32 protein-coding genes are annotated in these 20,251 nt (G+C 65.2%); 31 read left to right on the top strand and 1 reads right to left on the bottom strand.

The window, feature by feature from the left end; all coding sequences use genetic code 11:
- The 31 genes from EPA99_RS12015 to EPA99_RS11865 form a co-directional block, all read left to right on the top strand.
- Positions 1-321: EF-Tu C-terminal domain-related protein (locus tag EPA99_RS12015; RefSeq protein WP_484573119.1), on the top strand; the 321-nt coding region annotated here is incomplete at its 5' end.
- 382 nt (positions 322-703) lie between these two features.
- Positions 704-1,015, top strand: coding sequence for a 30S ribosomal protein S10 (gene rpsJ, locus EPA99_RS12010; protein ID WP_014161383.1), 312 nt, complete (start codon positions 704-706; stop codon positions 1,013-1,015).
- 11 nt (positions 1,016-1,026) lie between these two features.
- Complete coding sequence (gene rplC / locus EPA99_RS12005; RefSeq protein ID WP_129471456.1) at positions 1,027-1,680, top strand: 50S ribosomal protein L3; 654 nt, start codon at positions 1,027-1,029, stop codon at positions 1,678-1,680.
- 11 nt (positions 1,681-1,691) lie between these two features.
- Positions 1,692-2,297 (top strand): 50S ribosomal protein L4, encoded by a 606-nt coding sequence (rplD, locus tag EPA99_RS12000; protein WP_129471455.1) that lies wholly within the window; start codon positions 1,692-1,694, stop codon positions 2,295-2,297.
- A complete protein-coding gene (gene rplW / locus EPA99_RS11995; protein WP_129471454.1) occupies positions 2,294-2,593 on the top strand; it encodes a 50S ribosomal protein L23 in 300 nt (99 codons plus the stop codon). The genes rplD and rplW overlap by 4 nt, the downstream gene beginning before the upstream one ends.
- 11 nt (positions 2,594-2,604) lie before the next feature.
- Positions 2,605-3,432: a 50S ribosomal protein L2 gene (gene rplB, locus EPA99_RS11990; protein ID WP_129471453.1), complete on the top strand. Its 828-nt coding sequence runs from the start codon at positions 2,605-2,607 to the stop codon at positions 3,430-3,432.
- Between the two features lie 6 nt (positions 3,433-3,438).
- Entirely contained in the window at positions 3,439-3,714 is a 276-nt protein-coding gene (gene rpsS / locus EPA99_RS11985; protein ID WP_129471452.1) for a 30S ribosomal protein S19, read from the top strand.
- Between the two features lie 12 nt (positions 3,715-3,726).
- Positions 3,727-4,068 carry a 50S ribosomal protein L22 gene (gene rplV / locus EPA99_RS11980; protein WP_129471451.1) on the top strand — a complete coding sequence of 114 codons (342 nt, stop codon included), beginning with the start codon at positions 3,727-3,729 and terminating at the stop codon, positions 4,066-4,068.
- Positions 4,069-4,072: 4 nt separating this feature from the next.
- Positions 4,073-4,792: a 30S ribosomal protein S3 gene (gene rpsC, locus EPA99_RS11975; RefSeq protein WP_129471450.1), complete on the top strand. Its 720-nt coding sequence runs from the start codon at positions 4,073-4,075 to the stop codon at positions 4,790-4,792.
- 6 nt (positions 4,793-4,798) lie between these two features.
- A complete protein-coding gene (gene rplP, locus EPA99_RS11970) occupies positions 4,799-5,212 on the top strand; it encodes a 50S ribosomal protein L16 (RefSeq protein ID WP_129471449.1) in 414 nt (137 codons plus the stop codon).
- The gene (gene rpmC / locus EPA99_RS11965; protein WP_129471448.1) at positions 5,212-5,397 is read left to right on the top strand and encodes a 50S ribosomal protein L29; all 186 of its coding nucleotides are present in this window, start codon (positions 5,212-5,214) and stop codon (positions 5,395-5,397) included. Before rplP ends, rpmC begins: the two co-directional genes overlap by 1 nt.
- 11 nt (positions 5,398-5,408) lie before the next feature.
- Entirely contained in the window at positions 5,409-5,675 is a 267-nt protein-coding gene (gene rpsQ / locus EPA99_RS11960) for a 30S ribosomal protein S17 (RefSeq protein ID WP_129471447.1), read from the top strand.
- A 15-nt stretch (positions 5,676-5,690) separates the two neighbouring features.
- Positions 5,691-6,059: a 50S ribosomal protein L14 gene (gene rplN, locus EPA99_RS11955; RefSeq protein ID WP_014161372.1), complete on the top strand. Its 369-nt coding sequence runs from the start codon at positions 5,691-5,693 to the stop codon at positions 6,057-6,059.
- 15 nt (positions 6,060-6,074) lie between these two features.
- Complete coding sequence (gene rplX, locus EPA99_RS11950; protein ID WP_129471446.1) at positions 6,075-6,392, top strand: 50S ribosomal protein L24; 318 nt, start codon at positions 6,075-6,077, stop codon at positions 6,390-6,392.
- Between the two features lie 11 nt (positions 6,393-6,403).
- Positions 6,404-6,946 (top strand): 50S ribosomal protein L5, encoded by a 543-nt coding sequence (rplE, locus tag EPA99_RS11945; RefSeq protein WP_129471445.1) that lies wholly within the window; start codon positions 6,404-6,406, stop codon positions 6,944-6,946.
- Between the two features lie 16 nt (positions 6,947-6,962).
- Entirely contained in the window at positions 6,963-7,268 is a 306-nt protein-coding gene (rpsN, locus tag EPA99_RS11940) for a 30S ribosomal protein S14 (RefSeq protein ID WP_129471444.1), read from the top strand.
- Positions 7,269-7,452: 184 nt separating this feature from the next.
- A complete protein-coding gene (rpsH, locus tag EPA99_RS11935) occupies positions 7,453-7,851 on the top strand; it encodes a 30S ribosomal protein S8 (RefSeq protein WP_129471443.1) in 399 nt (132 codons plus the stop codon).
- 15 nt (positions 7,852-7,866) lie between these two features.
- Positions 7,867-8,394 carry a 50S ribosomal protein L6 gene (rplF, locus tag EPA99_RS11930; protein ID WP_129471442.1) on the top strand — a complete coding sequence of 176 codons (528 nt, stop codon included), beginning with the start codon at positions 7,867-7,869 and terminating at the stop codon, positions 8,392-8,394.
- 116 nt (positions 8,395-8,510) lie between these two features.
- Entirely contained in the window at positions 8,511-8,867 is a 357-nt protein-coding gene (gene rplR / locus EPA99_RS11925) for a 50S ribosomal protein L18 (RefSeq protein WP_129471441.1), read from the top strand.
- A 152-nt stretch (positions 8,868-9,019) separates the two neighbouring features.
- On the top strand, positions 9,020-9,562 hold the full coding sequence (gene rpsE / locus EPA99_RS11920; protein ID WP_129471440.1) for a 30S ribosomal protein S5: 543 nt from the start codon (positions 9,020-9,022) through the stop codon (positions 9,560-9,562).
- The gene (gene rpmD / locus EPA99_RS11915; protein WP_129471439.1) at positions 9,555-9,740 is read left to right on the top strand and encodes a 50S ribosomal protein L30; all 186 of its coding nucleotides are present in this window, start codon (positions 9,555-9,557) and stop codon (positions 9,738-9,740) included. The genes rpsE and rpmD overlap by 8 nt, the downstream gene beginning before the upstream one ends.
- Positions 9,740-10,183, top strand: coding sequence for a 50S ribosomal protein L15 (gene rplO, locus EPA99_RS11910; protein ID WP_164978645.1), 444 nt, complete (start codon positions 9,740-9,742; stop codon positions 10,181-10,183). The genes rpmD and rplO overlap by 1 nt, the downstream gene beginning before the upstream one ends.
- A gap of 6 nt (positions 10,184-10,189) precedes the next feature.
- A complete protein-coding gene (gene secY / locus EPA99_RS11905) occupies positions 10,190-11,545 on the top strand; it encodes a preprotein translocase subunit SecY (RefSeq protein WP_129471437.1) in 1,356 nt (451 codons plus the stop codon).
- A gap of 301 nt (positions 11,546-11,846) precedes the next feature.
- Complete coding sequence (gene rpsM, locus EPA99_RS11900; protein ID WP_129471436.1) at positions 11,847-12,203, top strand: 30S ribosomal protein S13; 357 nt, start codon at positions 11,847-11,849, stop codon at positions 12,201-12,203.
- Positions 12,204-12,215: 12 nt separating this feature from the next.
- Positions 12,216-12,608 (top strand): 30S ribosomal protein S11, encoded by a 393-nt coding sequence (rpsK, locus tag EPA99_RS11895; RefSeq protein ID WP_014161360.1) that lies wholly within the window; start codon positions 12,216-12,218, stop codon positions 12,606-12,608.
- Between the two features lie 15 nt (positions 12,609-12,623).
- Positions 12,624-13,250 (top strand): 30S ribosomal protein S4, encoded by a 627-nt coding sequence (gene rpsD / locus EPA99_RS11890; protein WP_129471435.1) that lies wholly within the window; start codon positions 12,624-12,626, stop codon positions 13,248-13,250.
- A 51-nt stretch (positions 13,251-13,301) separates the two neighbouring features.
- Complete coding sequence (locus tag EPA99_RS11885) at positions 13,302-14,300, top strand: DNA-directed RNA polymerase subunit alpha (protein ID WP_129471434.1); 999 nt, start codon at positions 13,302-13,304, stop codon at positions 14,298-14,300.
- Between the two features lie 275 nt (positions 14,301-14,575).
- Positions 14,576-14,950 (top strand): 50S ribosomal protein L17, encoded by a 375-nt coding sequence (gene rplQ / locus EPA99_RS11880; RefSeq protein WP_129471433.1) that lies wholly within the window; start codon positions 14,576-14,578, stop codon positions 14,948-14,950.
- Between the two features lie 192 nt (positions 14,951-15,142).
- Positions 15,143-15,649, top strand: a complete 507-nt coding sequence (locus EPA99_RS11875; RefSeq protein WP_129471432.1) for a disulfide bond formation protein B — start codon at positions 15,143-15,145, stop codon at positions 15,647-15,649.
- Positions 15,650-15,666: 17 nt separating this feature from the next.
- On the top strand, positions 15,667-17,079 hold the full coding sequence (locus tag EPA99_RS11870) for a class II 3-deoxy-7-phosphoheptulonate synthase (protein ID WP_129471431.1): 1,413 nt from the start codon (positions 15,667-15,669) through the stop codon (positions 17,077-17,079).
- 130 nt (positions 17,080-17,209) lie between these two features.
- On the top strand, positions 17,210-18,358 hold the full coding sequence (locus EPA99_RS11865; protein WP_129471430.1) for a mechanosensitive ion channel family protein: 1,149 nt from the start codon (positions 17,210-17,212) through the stop codon (positions 18,356-18,358).
- 265 nt (positions 18,359-18,623) lie between these two features.
- On the opposite strand, the gene EPA99_RS11860 is transcribed toward EPA99_RS11865, so the two are convergent.
- Positions 18,624-20,231, bottom strand: coding sequence for an amidase (locus EPA99_RS11860; protein WP_129471429.1), 1,608 nt, complete (start codon positions 20,229-20,231; stop codon positions 18,624-18,626).
- Positions 20,232-20,251: the final 20 nt, after the last annotated feature.

The following is a 20,251-nucleotide window of genomic DNA, read 5'->3' as shown; positions in this document are numbered from 1 at the left end:
CGTGGCCAGGTGCTGGCCAAGCCGGGTTCGATCAAGCCGCACACCGATTTCGAAGCCGAAGTCTATGTGCTGTCCAAGGACGAGGGTGGCCGTCACACCCCGTTCTTCAAGGGCTACCGTCCGCAGTTCTACTTCCGCACCACCGACATCACCGGTGCGATCGAGCTGCCGGAAGGCACCGAGATGGTGATGCCGGGCGACAACGTGAAGATGGTGGTCACGCTGATCAACCCGGTGGCGATGGACGAAGGCCTGCGCTTCGCGATCCGCGAAGGCGGCCGCACCGTCGGCGCCGGCGTCGTCGCCAAGATCATCAAGTAAGATCAGAAGGCCCCGGTTTCGGCCGGGGCCTGATGCTGTATCTGCCGGTCCCCCCTGGGAGGTTGACCGGCCAACCGCGAAAAGAGGTGCAGGAAGCGCCTCGTGTTCGCCAGACAGGAAAGTCGCGTGTGAACCGACCGCAGGCAGATGCCTGCGGATTGTGGCGTCCGGTTGTTGACGGACGCCGTAACGCGTTCTATACTTTTCCGTCTTGGCAGGCCGGCTTACCGGCCTGCCTCGTTTTTCAGGAAGAACCCCAGGGCCTGCGGGCCTGTTCCGGTGAGGTCTTGCCGGGGCAGGGGAGTCCACAGTGCACTGGAATTAATCGGGGCAAGGCATCCCAGAGGCCGCGCCCGTCGCTCTTTAACGAAGGAAACCCGTCATGGCGGACCAAAAGATCCGTATCCGGCTGAAAGCTTACGATCATCGCCTGATCGACCGCTCGGCCAGCGAGATCGTTGAAACGGCCAAGCGGACAGGCGCGCAAGTGCGCGGCCCGATCCCGCTGCCGACCAAGATCGAGCGCTACACCATTCTCGTTTCGCCGCACGCCGACAAGGACGCGCGCGACCAGTACGAGACCCGCACCCACAAGCGCGTGCTGGATATCGTCGACCCCAACGACAAGACCGTTGACGCGCTGATGAAGCTCGAGCTGGCGGCTGGCGTTGACGTCCAGATCAAGCTGACCTAAAGGCACCGACCATGACTGCGAAGAAATATTCGTTGGGCATCGTCGGCCGCAAGGCTGGCATGACCCGGGTTTTCACCGAGGACGGCAAGTCCATTCCGGTGACGCTGATCGAAGCGACCCCGAACCGTATCACCCAGATCAAGACCACCGAAGCCGACGGCTACACCGCCGTGCAGGTCGCCGTGGGCACCCGTCGCGCCTCGCTGATCACCAAGCCGGTCGCCGGTCACCTGGCCAAGGCCAAGGTCGAAGCCGGTCGTGGCCTGTGGGAGCTGCGCGTGGAAGCCGACAAGATCGGTGACTACGCCATCGGCGGCGAGATCAAGGCCGACATCTTCGAGGTGGGCCAGAAGGTCGACGTCCAGGGCGTGACCAAGGGCAAGGGCTTCCAGGGCACGATCAAGCGCTGGAACTTCACCATGGGTGACGCCACCCACGGTAACTCGCTGTCGCACCGCTCGCCTGGTTCGCTGGGTCAGCGCCAGACGCCGGGCCGCGTGTTCCCGGGCAAGAAGATGTCCGGTCACATGGGCGCCGTGCAGCAGAGCACGCAGAACCTGGAAGTCGTCCGCGTGGACGCCGAGCGCGGCCTGATCGCCGTTCGCGGTGCCGTGCCGGGTGCCCCGGGTGGCGACGTGATCGTGCGTCCGGCGAGCAAGGGCTAAGGAGAACGATGATGGAACTCGCCATTAACGGCAGCGCCAACAAGTTGTCGGTCTCCGACGAAGTGTTTGGTCGCGAATTCAATGAAGACCTGATCCACCAGGTCGTCGTGGCTTACCGCAACGCCGGTCGCTCGGGCACCAAGGCCCAGAAGACCCGCGCGGAAGTCAACGGCACCACCAAGAAGTCCAAGAAGCAGAAGGGTGGCGGTGCACGTCACGGCGCCCTGACCGCTCCGATCTTCGTCGGTGGCGGCGTGACCTTCGCGGCCAAGCCGCGCAGCTTCGCGCAGAAGGTCAACCGCAAGATGTACCGCGCCGCGATGCAGGCCATCCTGTCCGAGCTGAACCGCCAGGGTCGCCTGACCGTGGTCGAGGCGTTCGACCTGGATGCTACCAGCACCAAGTCGCTCATCTCCAAGCTGAAGGGCCTGGAGACCGGCAAGCGTCCGCTGATCGTGACCGAAGAGGCCTCCGAGCACCTGTACCTGTCGGCCCGCAACCTGCCGTACGTCGAAGTGCGTGACGTCCAGGGTCTGGACCCGGCCTCGCTGGTCGGTGCCGACACCGTCGTCATCACCGCCGACGCGGTCAAGAAGATCGAGGAATGGCTGGCATGAGCAGCAACGAGAAAATCTTCAGCGTTCTGCGTGCGCCGCGCGTCTCCGAGAAGACCGCGCGCCTGCAGGAAGTTTCCAATCAATACGTCTTCGAAGTCTCGAACGATGCCACCAAGGCCGATGTGAAGGCTGCGGTCGAGCAGCTGTTCGACGTCAAGGTCGAGGCGGTCAACGTGGTCAACGTCAAGGGCAAGAACAAGTCCTTCCGTAACCGCAATGGTCGTCGTGGCGACTGGCGCAAGGCGTACGTGCGTCTGGCCGATGGCCAGGCCATCGACGTGTCGGCCAAGGCCTGAGGTAGACCCACATGCCATTGATGAAATTCAAGCCCACCTCCGCTGGCCGCCGTTCGGCAGTTCGCGTGGTGACCCCTGACCTGCACAAGGGTGCTCCGCACGCCCCGCTGCTGGAGAAGCAGGGCAAGACCGGTGGTCGCAACCACCACGGCCGCATCACCACCCGTCATATCGGTGGTGGCCACAAGCAGCACTACCGCCTGATCGACTTCAAGCGCGACAAGGAAGGTATCGCGGCCAAGGTCGAGCGGATCGAATACGATCCCAACCGCACCGCGCATATCGCCCTGCTGTGCTATGTCGACGGCGAGCGCCGCTACATCATCGCCCCGAAGGGTCTGAAGGCGGGCGATCAGGTGATCGCCGGCACCGACGCCCCGATCCGGGTCGGCAGCTCGCTGCCGCTGCGCAACATCCCGGTCGGTACGACGGTGCATTGCGTCGAGCTGAAGCCGGGCAAGGGCGCCCAGATCGCCCGCGCCGCCGGCGCTGCCGTCCAGCTGGTCGCGCGTGAGCAGGGTTTCGCCACGCTGCGTCTGCGCTCGGGCGAAATGCGCAAGGTGCCGATCGAATGCCGCGCCACCATCGGTGAAGTCGGCAACGACGAGCACAGCCTGGAGAAGCTGGGCAAGGCCGGTGCCAAGCGTTGGCGCGGCGTCAGGCCGACCGTCCGCGGTGCCGCCATGAACCCGGTGGATCACCCGCACGGTGGTGGTGAGGCCAAGGCCGGTCAGGGTAATCCGCATCCGGTCACCCCCTGGGGTGTCCCGACCAAGGGTTACAAGACGCGCAAGAACAAGCGCACCACGCAATTCATCGTCCGCGATCGTAGGGGCTAATCGACCATGGCACGTTCACTCAAGAAGGGCCCGTTCGTCGATCACCACCTCGTCAAGAAGGTGGAGGCCGCCGGCGGCAGCAAGCGCCCGATCAAGACCTGGTCGCGTCGCTCCATGATCCTGCCGGAAATGGTGGGTCATACCATTGCAATCCATAACGGCAAGAACCACGTTCCGGTGCTGGTCAACGAGAACATGGTCGGCCACAAGCTCGGCGAGTTTGCCGTCACCCGGACCTTCAAGGGTCACGGTGGCGACAAGAAAGCCGGCGGCAAGAAGTAAGGGGCGATGACAATGGAAGCGAAAGCAATCCTGCGCACCGCGCGCATCTCTCCGCAGAAGGCCCGCCTGGTCGCCGACCAGGTCCGTGGTCTGCCGGCCGAACGCGCCGTCAACCTGCTGAAGTTCTCGGACAAGAAGGCTGCGGCCCTCATCAAGAAGGTCGTCGAATCGGCCATCGCGAACGCCGAGAACAACCAGGGCGCCGACGTCGACGAGCTGAAGGTCACGACGATCATGGTCGACGAAGGCCCGATGCTGAAGCGTTTCATGGCCCGCGCCAAGGGCCGCGGCACGCGCATCCTCAAGCGCACCAGCCACATCACCGTGGTGGTGGGCGAAGGCAAGGGCAAATAAGACTATGGGCCATAAAGTACATCCGACCGGTATCCGTCTTGGCATCGCCAAGGACTGGAACTCCAAGTGGTACGCCAGCAAGGGCGAGTACGCCTCGTACCTGGCCGCTGACCTGAAGGTCCGCGAGCTGCTGCGCAAGAAGCTGGCCCAGGCCGGCATCAGCAAGATCCTGATCGAGCGTCCGGCCAAGACCGCGCGCGTGACGATCCACACCGCCCGTCCGGGCGTGGTGATCGGCAAGCGTGGTGAGGACATCGAGAAGCTGCGTAAGGAAGTCAGTGCGGTGATGGGCGTCCCGGCGCACATCAACGTGACCGAGGTGCGCAAGCCCGAACTGGACGCGCAGCTGGTGGCCGAGTCCATCGCGCAGCAGCTCGAGCGCCGCATCATGTTCCGTCGCGCCATGAAGCGTGCGGTGGGCAACGCGATCCGCCTGGGTGCCCTGGGCATCAAGGTGAACGTCGCCGGCCGTCTGAATGGCGCGGAAATCGCCCGCTCGGAGTGGTACCGCGAAGGCCGCGTGCCGCTGCATACCCTGCGCGCCGATATCGACTACGGTTTCGCCGAGGCGAAGACGCAGTACGGCATCATCGGCATCAAGACGTGGGTCTACAAGGGCGAAGTGTTCGACTTCAGCCAGGTGGGTCAGGAGAAGCAGGACGACGCGCGCCCCGAGCGCAGCGAACGTCCGTCGCGCCCGTCCCGCGATCGTGACGCGAGGTAACCGGCAATGTTGCAACCCAAGCGAACCAAATACCGCAAGATGCACAAGGGCCGTAACTCCGGCCTGAGCTGGAGTGCGAACCTCGTCAGTTTCGGCGAGTACGGCCTGAAGGCCACCGCGCATGGCCAGCTGACCGCGCGCCAGATCGAGGCCGCACGTCGTTCCATCAGCCGCTACGTCAAGCGCGGCGGCAAGATGTGGATCCGTGTGTTCCCCGACAAGCCGATCACCAAGAAGCCGATCGAAGTCCGCATGGGCTCCGGTAAGGGCAACGTGGAGTACTGGGTCGCCCAGATCCAGCCCGGCCGCATGATCTATGAAATCGAGGGTGTGGACGAAGCCACCGCACGCGAGGCGTTCCGCCTGGCCGCCGCCAAGCTCTCGGTCACCACCACCTTTGTGACCCGGACGGTGCGCTAATGGAACTCAAGCAACTCCGCGAGAAGTCGGCTGACGAACTGAAGTCCCACCTGGTCGAGCTGCGCAAGGAACAGTTTTCCCTGCGCATGCAGAAGGCGACCGGTCAGCTGCCGAAGACCCACGAAACCCGCCGGGTTCGCCGCGAGATCGCTCGCGTCAAGACCCTGCTCGGCAGCACGAAGTAAGGATTGCCGCCATGAGTGATAACGAACAGAAAACGCAGCGCACGATCGAAGGTCGTGTCGTGAGCAACAAGATGGACAAGACGGTCACCGTGCTGGTGGAACGTCAGGTCAAGCACGCCCTGTACGGCAAGTACATCAAGCGCTCGACCAAGCTCCATGCCCACGACGCCGAGAACACCTGCAACGAGGGCGATATCGTCCGCGTGCAGGAGATCGCGCCCATGTCCAAGACCAAGAACTGGCGGGTGGTGGAAGTTGTCACCCGCGCGGCCGAATAAGAGGAGGCCTGAATCATGATCCAGATGCAGAGCTATCTCGACGCCGCCGACAACTCCGGTGCCAAGGAACTGATGTGCATCAAGGTGCTTGGTGGTTCCAAGCGCCGTTATGCCGGCATCGGTGACATCATCAAGGTCACCGTCAAGGACGCCATTCCGCGTGGCAAGGTCAAGAAGGGCGAAGTCTACGACGCCGTCGTGGTGCGTACCCGCAAGGGTGTGCGTCGCGCCGACGGCTCGCTGATCCGCTTCGACGGCAACGCCGCCGTCCTGCTCAACAACAAGCAGGAGCCGATCGGCACCCGTATCTTCGGACCGGTGACCCGCGAGCTGCGCTCCGAGAAGTTCATGAAGATCGTCTCGCTCGCACCCGAAGTGCTGTGAGCGGAGGAAACCAAGATGGCTAACCGTATCAAGAAGGGCGACCAGGTGGTCGTCATCACCGGCAAGGACAAGGGTAAGCAGGGCGAAGTGGTGCGCGTGGATGGTGACCGTCTGGTCGTCTCCAACGTCAACATCGTCAAGCGCCACACCAAGCCGAACCCGCAGGCAGGTATCGCCGGCGGCGTGGTCGAGCGTGAAGCCTCGATCCATATCTCCAACGTGGCGGTCTTCAACTCGGCGACGGGCAAGGCGGATCGCGTTGGCTTCAAGGTGCTGGAGGATGGACGCAAACTGCGTGTGTTCCGCTCCAGCGGTGAGGCGCTCGACGCCTGAGGAATGAGGTCATGACCACTCGTCTGGAAAAAATCTACAAGGAAGAGGTCGTCCCGGCCTTGACCAAGAAGTTCGGGTACACCAACCCGATGCAGGTCCCGAAGATCACCAAGATCACCATCAACATGGGTGTGGGTGAGGCGGCGACCAACAAGAAGATCCTGGAAAACGCCGTGGCCGACCTGGCCAAGATCTCCGGCCAGAAGCCGATCACGACCAAGTCCCGGATCTCGGTGGCTTCGTTCAAGATCCGCGACGGCTGGCCGATCGGCTGCAAGGTCACCCTGCGTCGCGCCCACATGTTCGAGTTCCTGGACCGCCTGATCAGCATCTCGCTGCCGCGCGTCCGCGACTTCCGTGGCGTGTCCGGCCGTTCCTTCGACGGCCGTGGCAACTACAACATGGGCGTCAAGGAGCAGATCATCTTCCCGGAAATCGACTTCGACCAGGTCGACGCCGTGCGTGGTATGGACATCGCCATCACCACCACCGCCAAGACCGACGCCGAAGCCAAGGCGCTGCTCGAAGCGTTCAAGTTCCCGTTCCGCAACTGATCCGCAGGAAACCGAAATGGCAAAGACCTCGATGGTGAACCGCGATATCAAGCGGGCCAAGCTTGCAAAGCAGTACGCCGACAAGCGCGCTGCTCTGAAGAAGATCATCTCCGGCACCGATTCCTCCTACGAGGAAAAGATGGACGCCGCGACCAAGCTGGCCAAGCTGCCGCGCGATTCTTCGCCGAGCCGCCAGCGCAACCGCTGCGAACTGTCGGGCCGCCCGCGTGGCGTGTACCGCAAGTTCGGCCTGGGCCGCAACAAGCTGCGCGAAGCCACCATGCGTGGCGACGTGCCGGGCCTGCGCAAGGCCAGTTGGTAAGTCGTCGTACCCGACCCGCGGTTTTTTTAGCGTGGTCATCAAGGAGTCCGGTGCAAACCGGGCTCTTTGTCGTATAATCCCGCTTCTGTCTCGCCTCCAGGCGGGCAGGGCACGGGCCCTGGCCCCTCCAGGACAACTTAGATTTTCGCGAAAGCGGATATCGGTGCACTCATAGGAATCGCACATGAGCATGACTGATCCCATCGCCGACATGCTGGTCCGCATCAAGAATGCGGCCGCCGTCGGCAAGCAGACGGTGAAGATGCCGTCGTCCAAGATCAAGGTCGCCATCGCCGGCGTCTTGAAGGCCGAGGGCTACATCGCCGACTCGCGCGTCACCAAGACCGAGAACAACAAGGCTGAGCTCGAGATCGTCCTCAAGTATTTCGAGGGCAAGCCGGTCATCGAGTCGCTCAAGCGCGTCTCGCGCTCGGGTCTGCGCCAGTACCGTGGCAAGACCGAGCTGCCGAAGGTCCTCAACGGCCTGGGCGTTGCCATCATCTCCACGTCGAAGGGCATCATGACCGATGCGCAGGCCCGTCAGGCCGGCGTGGGTGGTGAAGTCCTGTGCTTCGTGGCCTAAGGGAAGGAGTAGACCATGTCCCGCGTCGCCAAGAAGCCGATCGCCCTGCCGAAGGGTACTGAACTGAACAACGCCAACGGTACGCTGACCGTCAAGGGCCCCAAGGGCACCCTGTCGCTTACCCAGCCCGAAGGCGTGAACGTGTCCGTGGACAACGGCACGATCAACCTGTCGCCGTCCTCGCTGGACCACGACGCCATCACCGGCACCATCCGCGCGATCCTGGCCAACATGGTCAAGGGCGTGTCCGAAGGGTTCGAGCGCAAGCTGGAGCTGGTGGGCGTGGGTTACCGCGCCGCCATGCAGGGCAAGGACCTCAGCCTGTCGCTGGGCTTCTCGCACCCGGTGGTGTTCCAGGCGCCGGAAGGCATCACGCTCGCCACCCCGACCCAGACCGAAATCCTGGTGCAGGGCGCGGACAAGCAGCGCGTCGGTGAGGTTGCCGCCAAGATCCGCGGCTTCCGTCCGCCGGAGCCGTACAAGGGCAAGGGCGTGAAGTACTCCGACGAAACCATCATTCGCAAGGAAGCCAAGAAGGCTTAAGGCAGAAACGAGGGGAGAGGAACGAGGAACAAGTAAAGACGCTGGTTTTTGCTTTCATCCGTTTCGCTTCACCCGTTGCTCGCTCCAAGTCGATCCGCTTCCACGAGGTCAAGAACATGAGCATCAAGAACACCGCCCGTCTGCGCCGCGCCAAGTCGACCCGCGCCCACATCCGCACCCTCGGCGTGCCGCGCCTGACCGTGCTGCGTACCGGTCAGCACCTGTATGCGCAGGTCTTCACGGCCGACGGTTCCAAGGTGATCGCTGCGGCGAATACCCTGCAGGCCGACGTGAAGGAAGGCCTGAAGAACGGCAAGAACAGCGACGCGGCCACCAAGGTCGGCAAGCTGATCGCCGAGCGCGCCAAGGCGGCGGGCATCGAGAAGGTCGCCTTCGACCGCTCGGGCTATCGTTACCACGGCCGCGTCAAGGCGCTGGCCGACGCCGCGCGCGAAGGCGGCCTGCAGTTCTGATTGATCGCCCGGGCTCGCCCGGGCCGTTCCACCTGCCGATGCGGGTTGCATCGGGCGCCACGACGCTTCTGTCGTCGCTGGCGGTCCACGGCATCAGCCCACAACGATAAGCGGCCAAGCCGCAAATCCTTCCAAACCAGAGAACGAAGACAATGGCAGAAGAACGTGCACCGCGCGGCCGCGATCGTGATCGCAACCGCGAAGAGAAAGTCGACGACGGCATGATCGAGAAGCTGGTCGCGGTCAACCGCGTCAGCAAGACCGTCAAGGGTGGTCGCCAGTTCACCTTCACCGCGTTGACGGTGGTGGGCGACGGCAACGGCCGCGTGGGTTTCGGCTATGGCAAGGCGCGCGAAGTGCCGGTGGCCATCCAGAAGTCGATGGAGCAGGCTCGCAAGAACCTGGCCAACGTCGACCTCAACAACGGCACCCTGTGGCACCCGGTGAAGGCCGGCCACGGCGCAGCCCGCGTGTTCATGCAGCCGGCCTCGGAAGGTACGGGCGTCATCGCCGGCGGTGCCATGCGCGCCGTGCTGGAAGCGGTGGGCGTGAAGAACGTGCTGGCCAAGGCCGTCGGCTCGCGCAACCCGATCAACCTGGTCCGCGCCACCCTGGCCGGCCTGAACGGCATGCACTCGCCGGCCCGCATCGCGGCCAAGCGCGGCAAGTCGGTGGAGGAATTGAACCATGGCTAATGACAAGACGGTCAAGGTCCGCCTGGTGCGTGGCCTGCGTGGTTCCCAGTCGCGTCACCGCCTGTCGGTGAAGGCGCTGGGTCTGAACAAGCTCAACGATGTGCGTGAACTCAAGGACAGCCCGCAGGTGCGCGGCCTGATCGCCAAGGTTCACTACCTCGTCCAGGTCGAGGAGTAATTCACATGCGTCTCAACACTTTGTCGCCTGCAGAGGGCGCCCGCACCGAGCGCAAGCGCGTCGGTCGCGGTATCGGTTCGGGCCTGGGCAAGACCGCTGGCCGCGGCCACAAGGGTTCCTTCGCCCGCGCCGGTAAGGGCAAGATCAAGGCGAAGTTCGAAGGCGGCCAGATGCCGCTGATCAAGCGCCTGCCGAAGGTCGGTTTCCGCTCCAAGCTGAAGAAGGACACCGCCGAGGTGCTGTCCTACCAGCTGGACCGTCTGGAAGCCGGCGAGATCGACTTCGCCGCGCTGCGCGCCGCCAAGCTGGTGCCCAGCACCGCAAAGCGCGCGAAGATCGTGAAGAAGGGCGAGCTGAGCAAGAAGTTCGTGCTGAAGGGTGTGCTGGCCACGGCCGGCGCGAAGGCGGCCATCGAGGCTGCCGGCGGAAGCGTGCAGGAGTAATCGTTGATGGCGCAGGGCAACATTGGCGGGTTGGCGGGTGGCATGGGCAGGTTCACCGAGCTGCGGCAGCGTCTGCTGTTCGTGCTGGGGGCGCTGATCGTCTACCGCATCGGCTGCTATGTGCCCGTTCCGGGTGTGAACCCGGACGCCATGATCGCGATGATGCAGGCGCAGGGTGGCGGCATCGTGGACATGTTCAACATGTTCTCGGGCGGCGCCCTGCACCGTTTCAGCATCTTCGCCCTGAACGTGATGCCGTACATCTCGGCATCGATCGTGATCCAGCTGGGCGTGCACATCTTCCCGGCGCTCAAGGCGCTGCAGAAGGAGGGCGAGTCCGGCCGTCGCAAGATCACCCAGTACTCGCGCCTGGGCGCGGTGCTGCTGGCAGTGGTGCAGGGCGGCAGCATCGCCACCGCGCTGCAGAACCAGGTCGCGCCGGGCGGCATGCCCGTGGTCTATGCGCCGGGCCTGGGCTTCGTCATCACCGCCATCGTGGCGCTGACGGCGGGCACCATTTTCCTGATGTGGGTCGGTGAGCAGGTGACCGAGCGCGGCATCGGCAACGGTGTGTCGCTGATCATCTTCTCGGGCATCGTGGCCGGCCTGCCGGGCGCGGTCCTGCATACCTTCGAACTGTTCCGCGACGGCAGCATCAGCGCCATCTCGATGATCCTGATCGCCCTGGTGGTCGCGGCCTTCACCCTGCTGGTGGTGTTCGTCGAGCGCGGCCAGCGCCGGATCACGGTGAACTACGCACGCCGCCAGGGTGGCCGCAACGCGTACATGAACCAGACCTCGTTCCTGCCGCTCAAGCTGAACATGGCAGGCGTGATTCCGCCGATCTTCGCCTCCTCGATCCTGGCCTTCCCGGCCACGCTGTCGATGTGGTCCGGCCAGGCCGCCGGCGCCACCTGGCTGCAGCGCGTGGCCAATGCGCTGGCCCCGGGCGAGCCGCTGCACATGATCGTGTTCGCGGCCATGATCATCGGTTTTGCTTTCTTCTATACCGCGCTGGTCTTCAACTCGCAGGAAACTGCCGAGAACCTGAAGAAGTCCGGCGCGCTGATCCCGGGCATCCGTCCGGGTCGCGCCACCGCCGACTACGTCGACGGCGTGCTGACCCGCCTGACGGCCGCCGGTTCGCTGTACCTGGTGGCGGTCTGCCTGCTGCCGGAGATCATGCGCACCCAGCTGGGGACCTCGTTCTACTTCGGCGGCACCTCGCTGCTGATCGTGGTGGTGGTGGTGATGGACTTCATCGCCCAGGTGCAGGCGCACCTGATGTCCCACCAATACGAAAGCCTTCTCAAGAAGGCCAATCTGAAGGGTTCCTCCCGCGGCGGTCTGTCCCGCGGCTGAGGAACAGTAATTGGGCGGCTCGTGCGGCGGTCTCGCGCGCGAGTGTGTTCGGGCCAGTTCCTGCGCAAGAGTAGCGCGGGCGGTCACCGGCCAGTTCCGGTGGTGACCAGGCCGGATCCGGCGCCGGAGCATGGGCACACTCCCCATGCCGGGCTTGACCTGTTCCCGCGAGGGGACGGGGTCGGGCTTCCATGTAACCCGAGACCTTGCTAGAATTTCGAGTTCCCTTCTGTCCGTGCCGCGCAACCCGTCGTGGGGCGTCGTGCCGGGGTCAATACATTCATCGTTGGAGAATCGCGTCATGGCGCGTATTGCAGGTGTCAACCTGCCTGCCCAGAAGCATGTCTGGGTGGGGCTGCAAAGCATCTACGGCATCGGCCGTACCCGGTCCAAGAAGGTCTGCGAAGCCGCAGGCGTCACTTCGACCACGAAAATCCGTGACCTGTCCGAGCCGGAAGTCGAGCGCCTGCGCGCCGAGATCGGCAAGTACATCGTCGAAGGCGACCTGCGTCGCGAAGTGGGCATGGCGATCAAGCGCCTGATGGACCTGGGCTGCTACCGCGGCCTGCGCCATCGCCGCGGTCTGCCGCTGCGCGGCCAGCGCACCCGCACCAATGCACGCACCCGCAAGGGTCCGCGCAAAGCCATCAAGAAGTAAGGGGCGGACAACATGGCAAAGCCAGCTGCTAAGGCACCCAAGAAGAAGATCAAGCGCGTCGTCACCGACGGCGTCGCCCACGTCCACGCGTCGTTCAACAACACGATCGTCACCATCACCGACCGCCAGGGCAATGCACTGTCCTGGGCGACCTCCGGTGGCGCCGGTTTCCGTGGTTCGCGCAAGTCCACGCCGTTCGCTGCCCAGGTGGCTGCCGAGAAGGCCGGTCGCGCTGCGCTGGACTACGGTCTGAAGTCGCTCGAAGTGCGCATCAAAGGCCCGGGTCCGGGTCGCGAGTCCGCCGTGCGTTCGCTGAACAACGTCGGCTACAAGATCACCAACATCATCGACGTGACGCCAATCCCGCACAACGGGTGCCGTCCGCCGAAGAAGCGTCGCGTCTAAAGGAGCGATAAGAAAATGGCTCGTTATATCGGTCCCACCTGTAAGCTCGCGCGCCGCGAAGGCGCCGACCTTTCCCTCAAGAGCCCGGCCCGTGCGCTGGACTCCAAGTGCAAGCTGGAGCAGAAGCCCGGCCAGCACGGCGCCGCCCGCAAGGGCAAGCTGTCCGACTACGCCACCCAGCTGCGCGAGAAGCAGAAGGTCAAGCGTATCTACGGCCTGTTGGAGCGTCAGTTCCGCAATTACTACAAGAAGGCCTCGACCAAGAAGGGCAACACCGGCGAGAACCTGCTGCAGCTGCTGGAAACCCGTCTGGACAACGTCGTCTACCGCATGGGTTTCGCCGTCACCCGTCCGGCCGCGCGCCAGCTGGTGTCGCACCGTGGCGTGCTGGTCAACGGCAAGTCGGTGAACCTGCCGTCCTACCAGGTCAAGGCCGGCGACGCGATCGAGCTGTCGGAGAAGGCCCAGAAGCAGCTGCGAGTGCAGGAGTCCCTGACCGTGGCCGAGCAGCTGGACCTGAGCCCGTCGTGGGTCGAAGTGGACTCGAAGAAGTTCAGCGGCGTGTTCAAGACCGTGCCGCAGCGTTCGGACCTGCCTGCGGACATCAATGAAGCGCTGATCGTCGAGTTGTACTCGAAGTAATTCATTCACGCTCCCCCGGTCACCCCGGGGGATGGCAGGAGACAAAGCAACATGACGGGTATTACTCAGCAAGTGCTGCGCCCCCGCGGTCCTCAGATCGAGCGCCTCACCGGCAATCGTGCCAAGGTCGTGATCGAGCCGCTGGAGCGTGGTTATGGCCACACCCTCGGCAATGCGCTGCGCCGCGTGCTGTTGTCGTCCATCCCCGGCTTCGCCATCACCGAAGTCGAGATCGACGGCGTGCTGCATGAGTACAGCACCATCGAAGGTCTGCAGGAGGACGTGCTGGAAGTCCTGCTGAACCTGAAGGATGTGGCGATCCGCATCCACACGGGCGACACCGCCACCCTGAGCCTGTCCAAGCAGGGTCCGGGCGTGGTCACCGCCGGTGACATCACCACCGATCACAACGTCGAAGTGCTGAACCCCGACCTGGTCGTCTGCAACCTGACCAAGGACACGGCGATCAACATGCGCCTGAAGATCGAGCGTGGCTTCGGCTACCAGCCGGCTGCTGCGCGTCGTCGTCCGGATGAAGAGAGCCGTGCGATCGGTCGCCTGGTGCTGGACGCCTCGTTCTCGCCGGTCCGCCGCGTGGCCTATGCCGTCGAGTCGGCCCGCGTCGAGCAGCGCACCGACCTGGACAAGCTGGTCATCGACATCGAGACCAACGGCACCATCGACGCCGAAGAAGCCGTCCGCACCGCGGCCGACATCCTCAGCGACCAGCTGTCGGTGTTCGGCGACTTCACGCACCGCGATCGCGGCGCGCCGAAGCAGCAGACCGGTGGCGTGGATCCGGTGCTGCTGCGCCCGATCGACGACCTGGAGCTGACCGTGCGTTCGGCCAACTGCCTGAAGGCCGAGAGCATCTACTACATCGGCGATCTGATCCAGAAGACCGAAGTGGAGCTGCTCAAGACCCCGAACCTGGGCAAGAAGTCGCTGACCGAGATCAAGGAAGTGCTGGCTCAGCGCGGCCTGTCCCTGGGCATGAAGCTGGAAAACTGGCCGCCGGCCGGCGTTTCCGCCCACGGCATGCTGGGGTGAACCGACGCCGCCCAGCCGTTGCCATCAGGCAACGGCTGGCGTCGGTGAACGCCCGGCGCGCTGCGCCGGGCCGGGGATGCAAACGCGGCAAAGCCGCGGCTCCAAGCAGTTGATGTACCAACGTTAGAAGCATCTGCAGTTCAAAAGCCGACGAACCAAGTTCGCGGCACGTCCGGCCAGGGATGCCGGATCCGGACCAACCGCAGTCCATGCGTTAACGCCACGATGGCGACAGCGAAATCCAATCGTTCCAACCTTCACCAGGAATCACACTCATGCGTCACCAGAAAGCCGGCCGCAAGTTCAGCCGCACCAGCTCCCACCGCGAAGCGATGTTCCGCAACATGGCCGCCTCGCTGATCAAGCACGGTCTGATCAAGACCACCCTGCCCAAGGCCAAGGAGCTGCGTCGCGTCGCCGAGCCGCTCATCACTCTGGGCAAGGTCGATGGCGTTGCCAACCGTCGTCTGGCGTTCTCCCGCCTGCGCGACAAGGAAGCCGTCGGCACCCTGTTCACCACGCTGGGCCCGCGTTACGCGAGCCGTCCGGGTGGTTACCTGCGCATCCTGAAGTGCGGCTTCCGCGCTGGCGACAACGCCCCGATGGCGTATGTCGAGCTGGTCGACCGTCCGGAAGTCGCTGCCGAGTAATCCGGCTCGCGCTTCATGGCTCACGAGAACCCCGGCCGATGCCGGGGTTTTTCGTTGGCGCCGGGGCTGGCCGTCCATGCCATCGGCATGACCGTCGACGCGATGCGGTCAAGTGCGCGGCGCCGGTGCGGGTGACGTCGATGGGCCGGCATTGCGATAATCGCCGCGTCCGTCGCTCTCATCAGAAGCTGCATGAATCCTTTCCGCTGGTCCCTGCGCGCGCGTTTCCTCACCGGCTTCGTGGTCTGCGCCGGCTTGCTCGCCTTCGCGCTGTACACCCAGTACGTCGGTGGGCTGGTGCCGTGCCCGCTGTGCACGTTCCAGCGCGGCGCCTTCCTGGTGCTGGGCCTGGTGTTCCTGATCGCAGGATTGCACGCGCCACGATCGCGCGGCGCGCGGGCCACCTATGGCGTGCTGGGCGCGGTGGCCGGTGTCGCCGGCATCGCCATCGCCGGCCGCCATGTCTGGTTGCAGCACCTGCCGCCGGACCAGGTGCCGGCCTGCGGACCGGACCTGAACTACATGCTCGAGGCCTTCCCGCTGGGCGACGTGCTGCGCCGCGTGTTCACCGGCTCGGGCGAATGCGCGCTGGTGGACTGGCGCCTGCTTGGCCTGAGCATGCCGGAATGGAGCCTGTTGTGGTTCGTCCTGCTGACCGCCTGGTTGCTGTCCACGGCCTTCGCCCGCCGCCGCCGTTGAATGTCTGAGACCACCGCATGAATTCCCCCAACGTCCCCGCCGCTGTTTCCGCATCTTCCGACACCTCGTGGAGGCCTGACAGCTGGCGCGCGCGACCGGCGATCCAGATGCCGACCTATCCCGACGCAGGCGCGCTTGAGTCCGCGCTGGGCGAGCTGCGCAAGCTGCCGCCGCTGGTGACTTCGTGGGAGATCTTCGCGCTGAAGAAGCAGCTGGCCGAAGCGCAGGAAGGCAAGCGCTTCCTGTTGCAGGGCGGTGACTGCGCGGAGAATTTCGACGACTGCGAGTCCGGCCTGATCTCCAACCGGCTCAAGGTGCTGCTGCAGATGAGCCTGGTGCTGGTGCATGGCCTGCGCTTGCCGGTGGTCCGTGTGGGGCGATTTGCCGGTCAGTACGCCAAGCCGCGTTCGGCCGACACCGAGACCCGTGGCGACATCACCCTGCCCAGCTATCGCGGGGACCTGGTCAATGGCCCGGCATTCACCCCACAGGCGCGGGTCCCCGATCCGCAGCGCATGATCCGCGCGCATTCGCGCTCGGCGATGACGATGAACTTCGTGCGGGCGCTGATCGATGGCGGCTTCGCCGACCTGCATCACCCCGAGTACTGGAACCTCAACTGGGTCGATTACTCGCCGCTGGCCAGCGAGTACCAGCGGATGGTGGCCGATATCGGCAGCGCGGTCAGGTTCATGGAGACCCTGGCCGGCGTGGAGGTGCACAACCTCAACCGGATCGATTTCTACACCTCGCACGAGGCGCTGCTGCTTCCGTACGAGGAGGCGCTGACGCGCGAGGTGCCGCGCCAGTCCGGCTGGTTCAACCTGAGCACGCATTACCCTTGGATCGGCATGCGCACCGCGGCGCTCGATGGCGCCCACGTGGAGTACCTGCGTGGCGTGCGCAACCCGATCGCGATCAAGGTCGGGCCCTCGGTGCAGCCGGACCAGCTGCTGCGCCTGATCGATGTGCTGAACCCGGACGACGAGCCCGGCCGCCTGAGCTTCATCCATCGCATGGGCGCGGCGCAGATCGCCGAGAAGCTGCCGCCGCTGCTGGAGGCGGTCAAGCGCGACGGCCGGCGCGTGCTGTGGGTCTGCGATGCGATGCACGGCAATACCGAGAGCACCTCCAACGGCTTCAAGACACGTCGCTTCGACAACATCCGCAGCGAGGTGGAGCAGTCCTTCGACCTGCATGCAGCGGCCGGCACCCGGTTGGGCGGGGTGCACCTGGAGCTGACCGGCGAGGATGTCACCGAGTGCACCGGTGGCGCCCGCGAGTTGACCGATGTCGATCTGGAGCGCGCCTATCGTTCCAGCGTCGACCCGCGCCTGAACTACGAGCAGTCGCTGGAGATCGCGATGCTGATCGTGCGTAAGCAGCGGCAGTCTGGGGGCTTGAGGCCAGGAGTGGGTGGGGAGGAGTGAGGAGTGAGGAAGGGCTGAGGTGTCGGTTTTCGCTCCCGCTCTGATTGCTTCGGTCACAGCCGCGCCGGCTGGCCGGCCCGGGCGCCTGCCGACATGATCTGAACACGGGGTTTGGCAGTTTCGGACGTCGATGAACGACCTGCACTGGAACGAGATCAGCCCCTACGCGGTTCCGCTGGGCATTTCGGCTTTGACCGGCCTGCTGGCCTGGGCCCTGTTCGCCTGGCTGGCACATCGCTCGCGCGGCAAGGATTACCGACGCGCGCGCATCACCCGCATTCTCAGCCTGCCGCTGGCCTTCCTGCTGCCGCTGGTGTTCCTGCGGGCCGGCCTGGAAGCCACGCCGCTGAAGGACACGCAGTTGGCGCTGGTGAAGCTGGCCCTGCATGTGGGCATCGTCGGCTGCGTAACCTGGCTGGGCGTGCGCGTGGTCAGCGGCATCGTCGCGGCGATCCTGCGCGATCACCGCATCGATGTGGCCGACAACCTGGCTGCACGCCAGATCCATACCCAGGCGCGGGTCCTGGGGCGCGTCGCCTCGGGGCTGGTGATCCTGCTGGGCGCCTCGGTGGTGCTGCTGCAGTTCGACGAGGTGCGTCAGCTCGGCAAGACGCTGCTGGCCTCGGCGGGCATCCTGGGATTGGTCGCCGGCATTGCCGCCAAGCCGGTGTTCGGCAATCTCATCGCGGGCCTGCAGATTGCGCTGTCGCAGCCGATCCGGCTGGATGATGTGGTGATCGTCGAGGGCGAGTGGGGGCGGGTGGAAGAGATCACCAGTTCCTTCGTGGTCGTACACATCTGGGACGAACGGCGCATGGTGGTGCCCTTGACCTGGTTCATCGAGAATCCGTTCCAGAACTGGACCCGGCGCAGTGCCGACATGCTGGGCACTGCGTTCCTGTGGCTGGACTACACCACGCCGATGGCGGCGGTGCGCAGCGAGCTGGAAAGCATCTGCAAGAGCGATCCGCGCTGGGATGGGCGGGTGTGCATCGCGCAGGTCACCGAGACCGACCAGACCACGATGCAGGTGCGCCTGCTGGTCAGTGCGCGCAACTCCGGCGATGCTTTCGACCTACGCTGCGTGGTGCGCGAGCGCATGATCGATTTCCTGGCGCGCAAGTACCCGCACGCGCTGCCGCGCACGCGCGCCGAGCTGTCTTCCGACCCGGCCGACACGCCGCGCGGTCCGCGGATCCTGCCGAGCATGGCCGATACCCAGTCGCCCGGCGCCGAGGATGGGCCACCGCCGGTGGTGCCGGACGACGCAGCGCGGTAGGCGCCATCTACAAACCTCATCTTGGCTGAGCGCTGAGTGCTCGCAAGCACACGAGGAGTGCGCTGTGTGAGCAGCTTCGCCGGGAAGGCCCCTTCGTGGCTGATGGCCCACGGCCACCTAGAGCCGCTCCCACGGGGATTTCAACGAGCGTTGCCACCACGCTTTTCTGGACAATGTTCCTCTTTCCGGTTTCCAGCTGATGTCGGCCTTGCTCTGTTCTCTCAAGGCAGGCACGTATCAGGGCGGCCGCCGCTGCTAGGGACGCTCAGCGCTTGCGCTCGCCCTTCGGCGCGGCTGTCGGCGCGCCAGGCAGGTACTGCGGCGGGCGCCGGGCGCGGGTGCGCTGTTCGTAGGCGTAGGCCAGCTCGATCAGGCGCGACTCGCTCCAGGCCTTGCCGATGAAGACCATGCCCAGGGGCAATCCGTCGCTGGCGCCGATCGGCACGCTCAGGCTGGGGTAGCCGGCAACGGCGGCCACGCCATAGCCTGCGCCCGGGAAGTCATCGCCATGGACGTGGTCGGTCTTCCATGCCGGTCCGGTAGTGGGGGCGATCAGCGCATCCAGGCGCTGCGCCTTCAGCGCGGCGTCGATGCCTTCCGGGCCGGCCAGGCGTCGCGCGCGGGTGCGTGCGCTGATGTATTCGGGCGTGTTGAGGCCGCCCAGGGCCGCCGATTGCTCGAACAGCTCCTGGCCGAAGAACGGCATCTCACGGTCGCGGAACTGCTGGTTGAAGCCGATCAGCTGCGCAAGCGTGGTCAGCGGCGCGTCGTGTTCGGCCAGATAGCGCTCCAGATCGGCCTTGAACTCGTACTTCAGCAGCAGGTTCTCGTCCTCGTCCCACTGACCATCGGTGGGGATCTGCGCATCGACCACCACCGCGCCGGCCTCGCGCAGCTGGGCGGCGGCGCGCTCCATGGCGGTGGCCACGTCCGGATGCATGTCCAGGTGCTTGCGCAGCAGACCGATGCGCGCGCCCTTCAAACCGTCGGCGCGCAGGTGGGCGGTGTAGTCCAGCGGCGCGTTCCAGGTGGCCAGGCCGGTGGCCGGGTCGGCACTGTCGCGGCCGGCGATCACCTGCAGCAGCGCGGCCGCATCGGCCACGCTGCGCGTGATCGGCCCGGCAGTGTCCTGGCTGTGGGAAATGGGGATGATGCCGTCGCGGCTGACCAGGCCGACCGTGGGCTTGAGCCCGACCACGCCGTTGACCGCGGCCGGGCAGACAATGCTGCCATCGGTCTCGGTGCCGATCGAAGCGGCCGCCAGGTTGGCCGAGGTCGCCACCGCGCTGCCCGAGCTGGAGCCGCAGGGGTTGCGGTCCAGCACGTAGGGGTTGCGCGTCTGCCCACCGCGCGCGCTCCAGCCGGAGCTGGAGTGGGTGGAACGGAAGTTGGCCCACTCGGACAGATTGGTCTTGCCCAGGATCACCGCGCCGGCCTGCCGCAGGCGCTTGACCAGGAAGGCGTCCTGCGCCGGGCGGAAATCCTTCAGCGCCAGCGAGCCGGCCGAGTTGACCATGGGCACCGCGTCGATGTTGTCCTTCAGCAGGATCGGGATGCCATGCAGCGGGCCGCGCGGCAGGCCGTTCTTGCGCTCGCTGTCGCGCAGGCTGGCTTCCTTGATGGCATCGGGATTGACCTCGATCACCGCGCGCAGCATCGGCCCGGCCTGGTCGACCTGGGCGATGCGCTCGAGATAGGCCTGGGTGAGCGTGCGGCTGTCCAGCTCCCCGGCCTGCATGCGCTGCTGCAGGCTGGCGATGTCCTGTTCGGCGTAGCGGAAATCGGTCGCCGCCGGTGGCTGGTCCGACGGCGCGTTGCTCTGGCAGCCGGCCAGCGCCACGGTCAGCAGCAGCGGGCGAAGCATCATGTTCATCCCTATCAGGTCCCCACGGG

This window comes from Pseudoxanthomonas composti (genome assembly GCF_004122095.1).
Taxonomy (GTDB): Bacteria; Pseudomonadota; Gammaproteobacteria; order Xanthomonadales; family Xanthomonadaceae; genus Pseudoxanthomonas_A; species Pseudoxanthomonas_A composti.
Note: the sequence above shows the minus strand (reverse complement) of the source record. Positions and strands in the feature narration are given on the sequence as shown.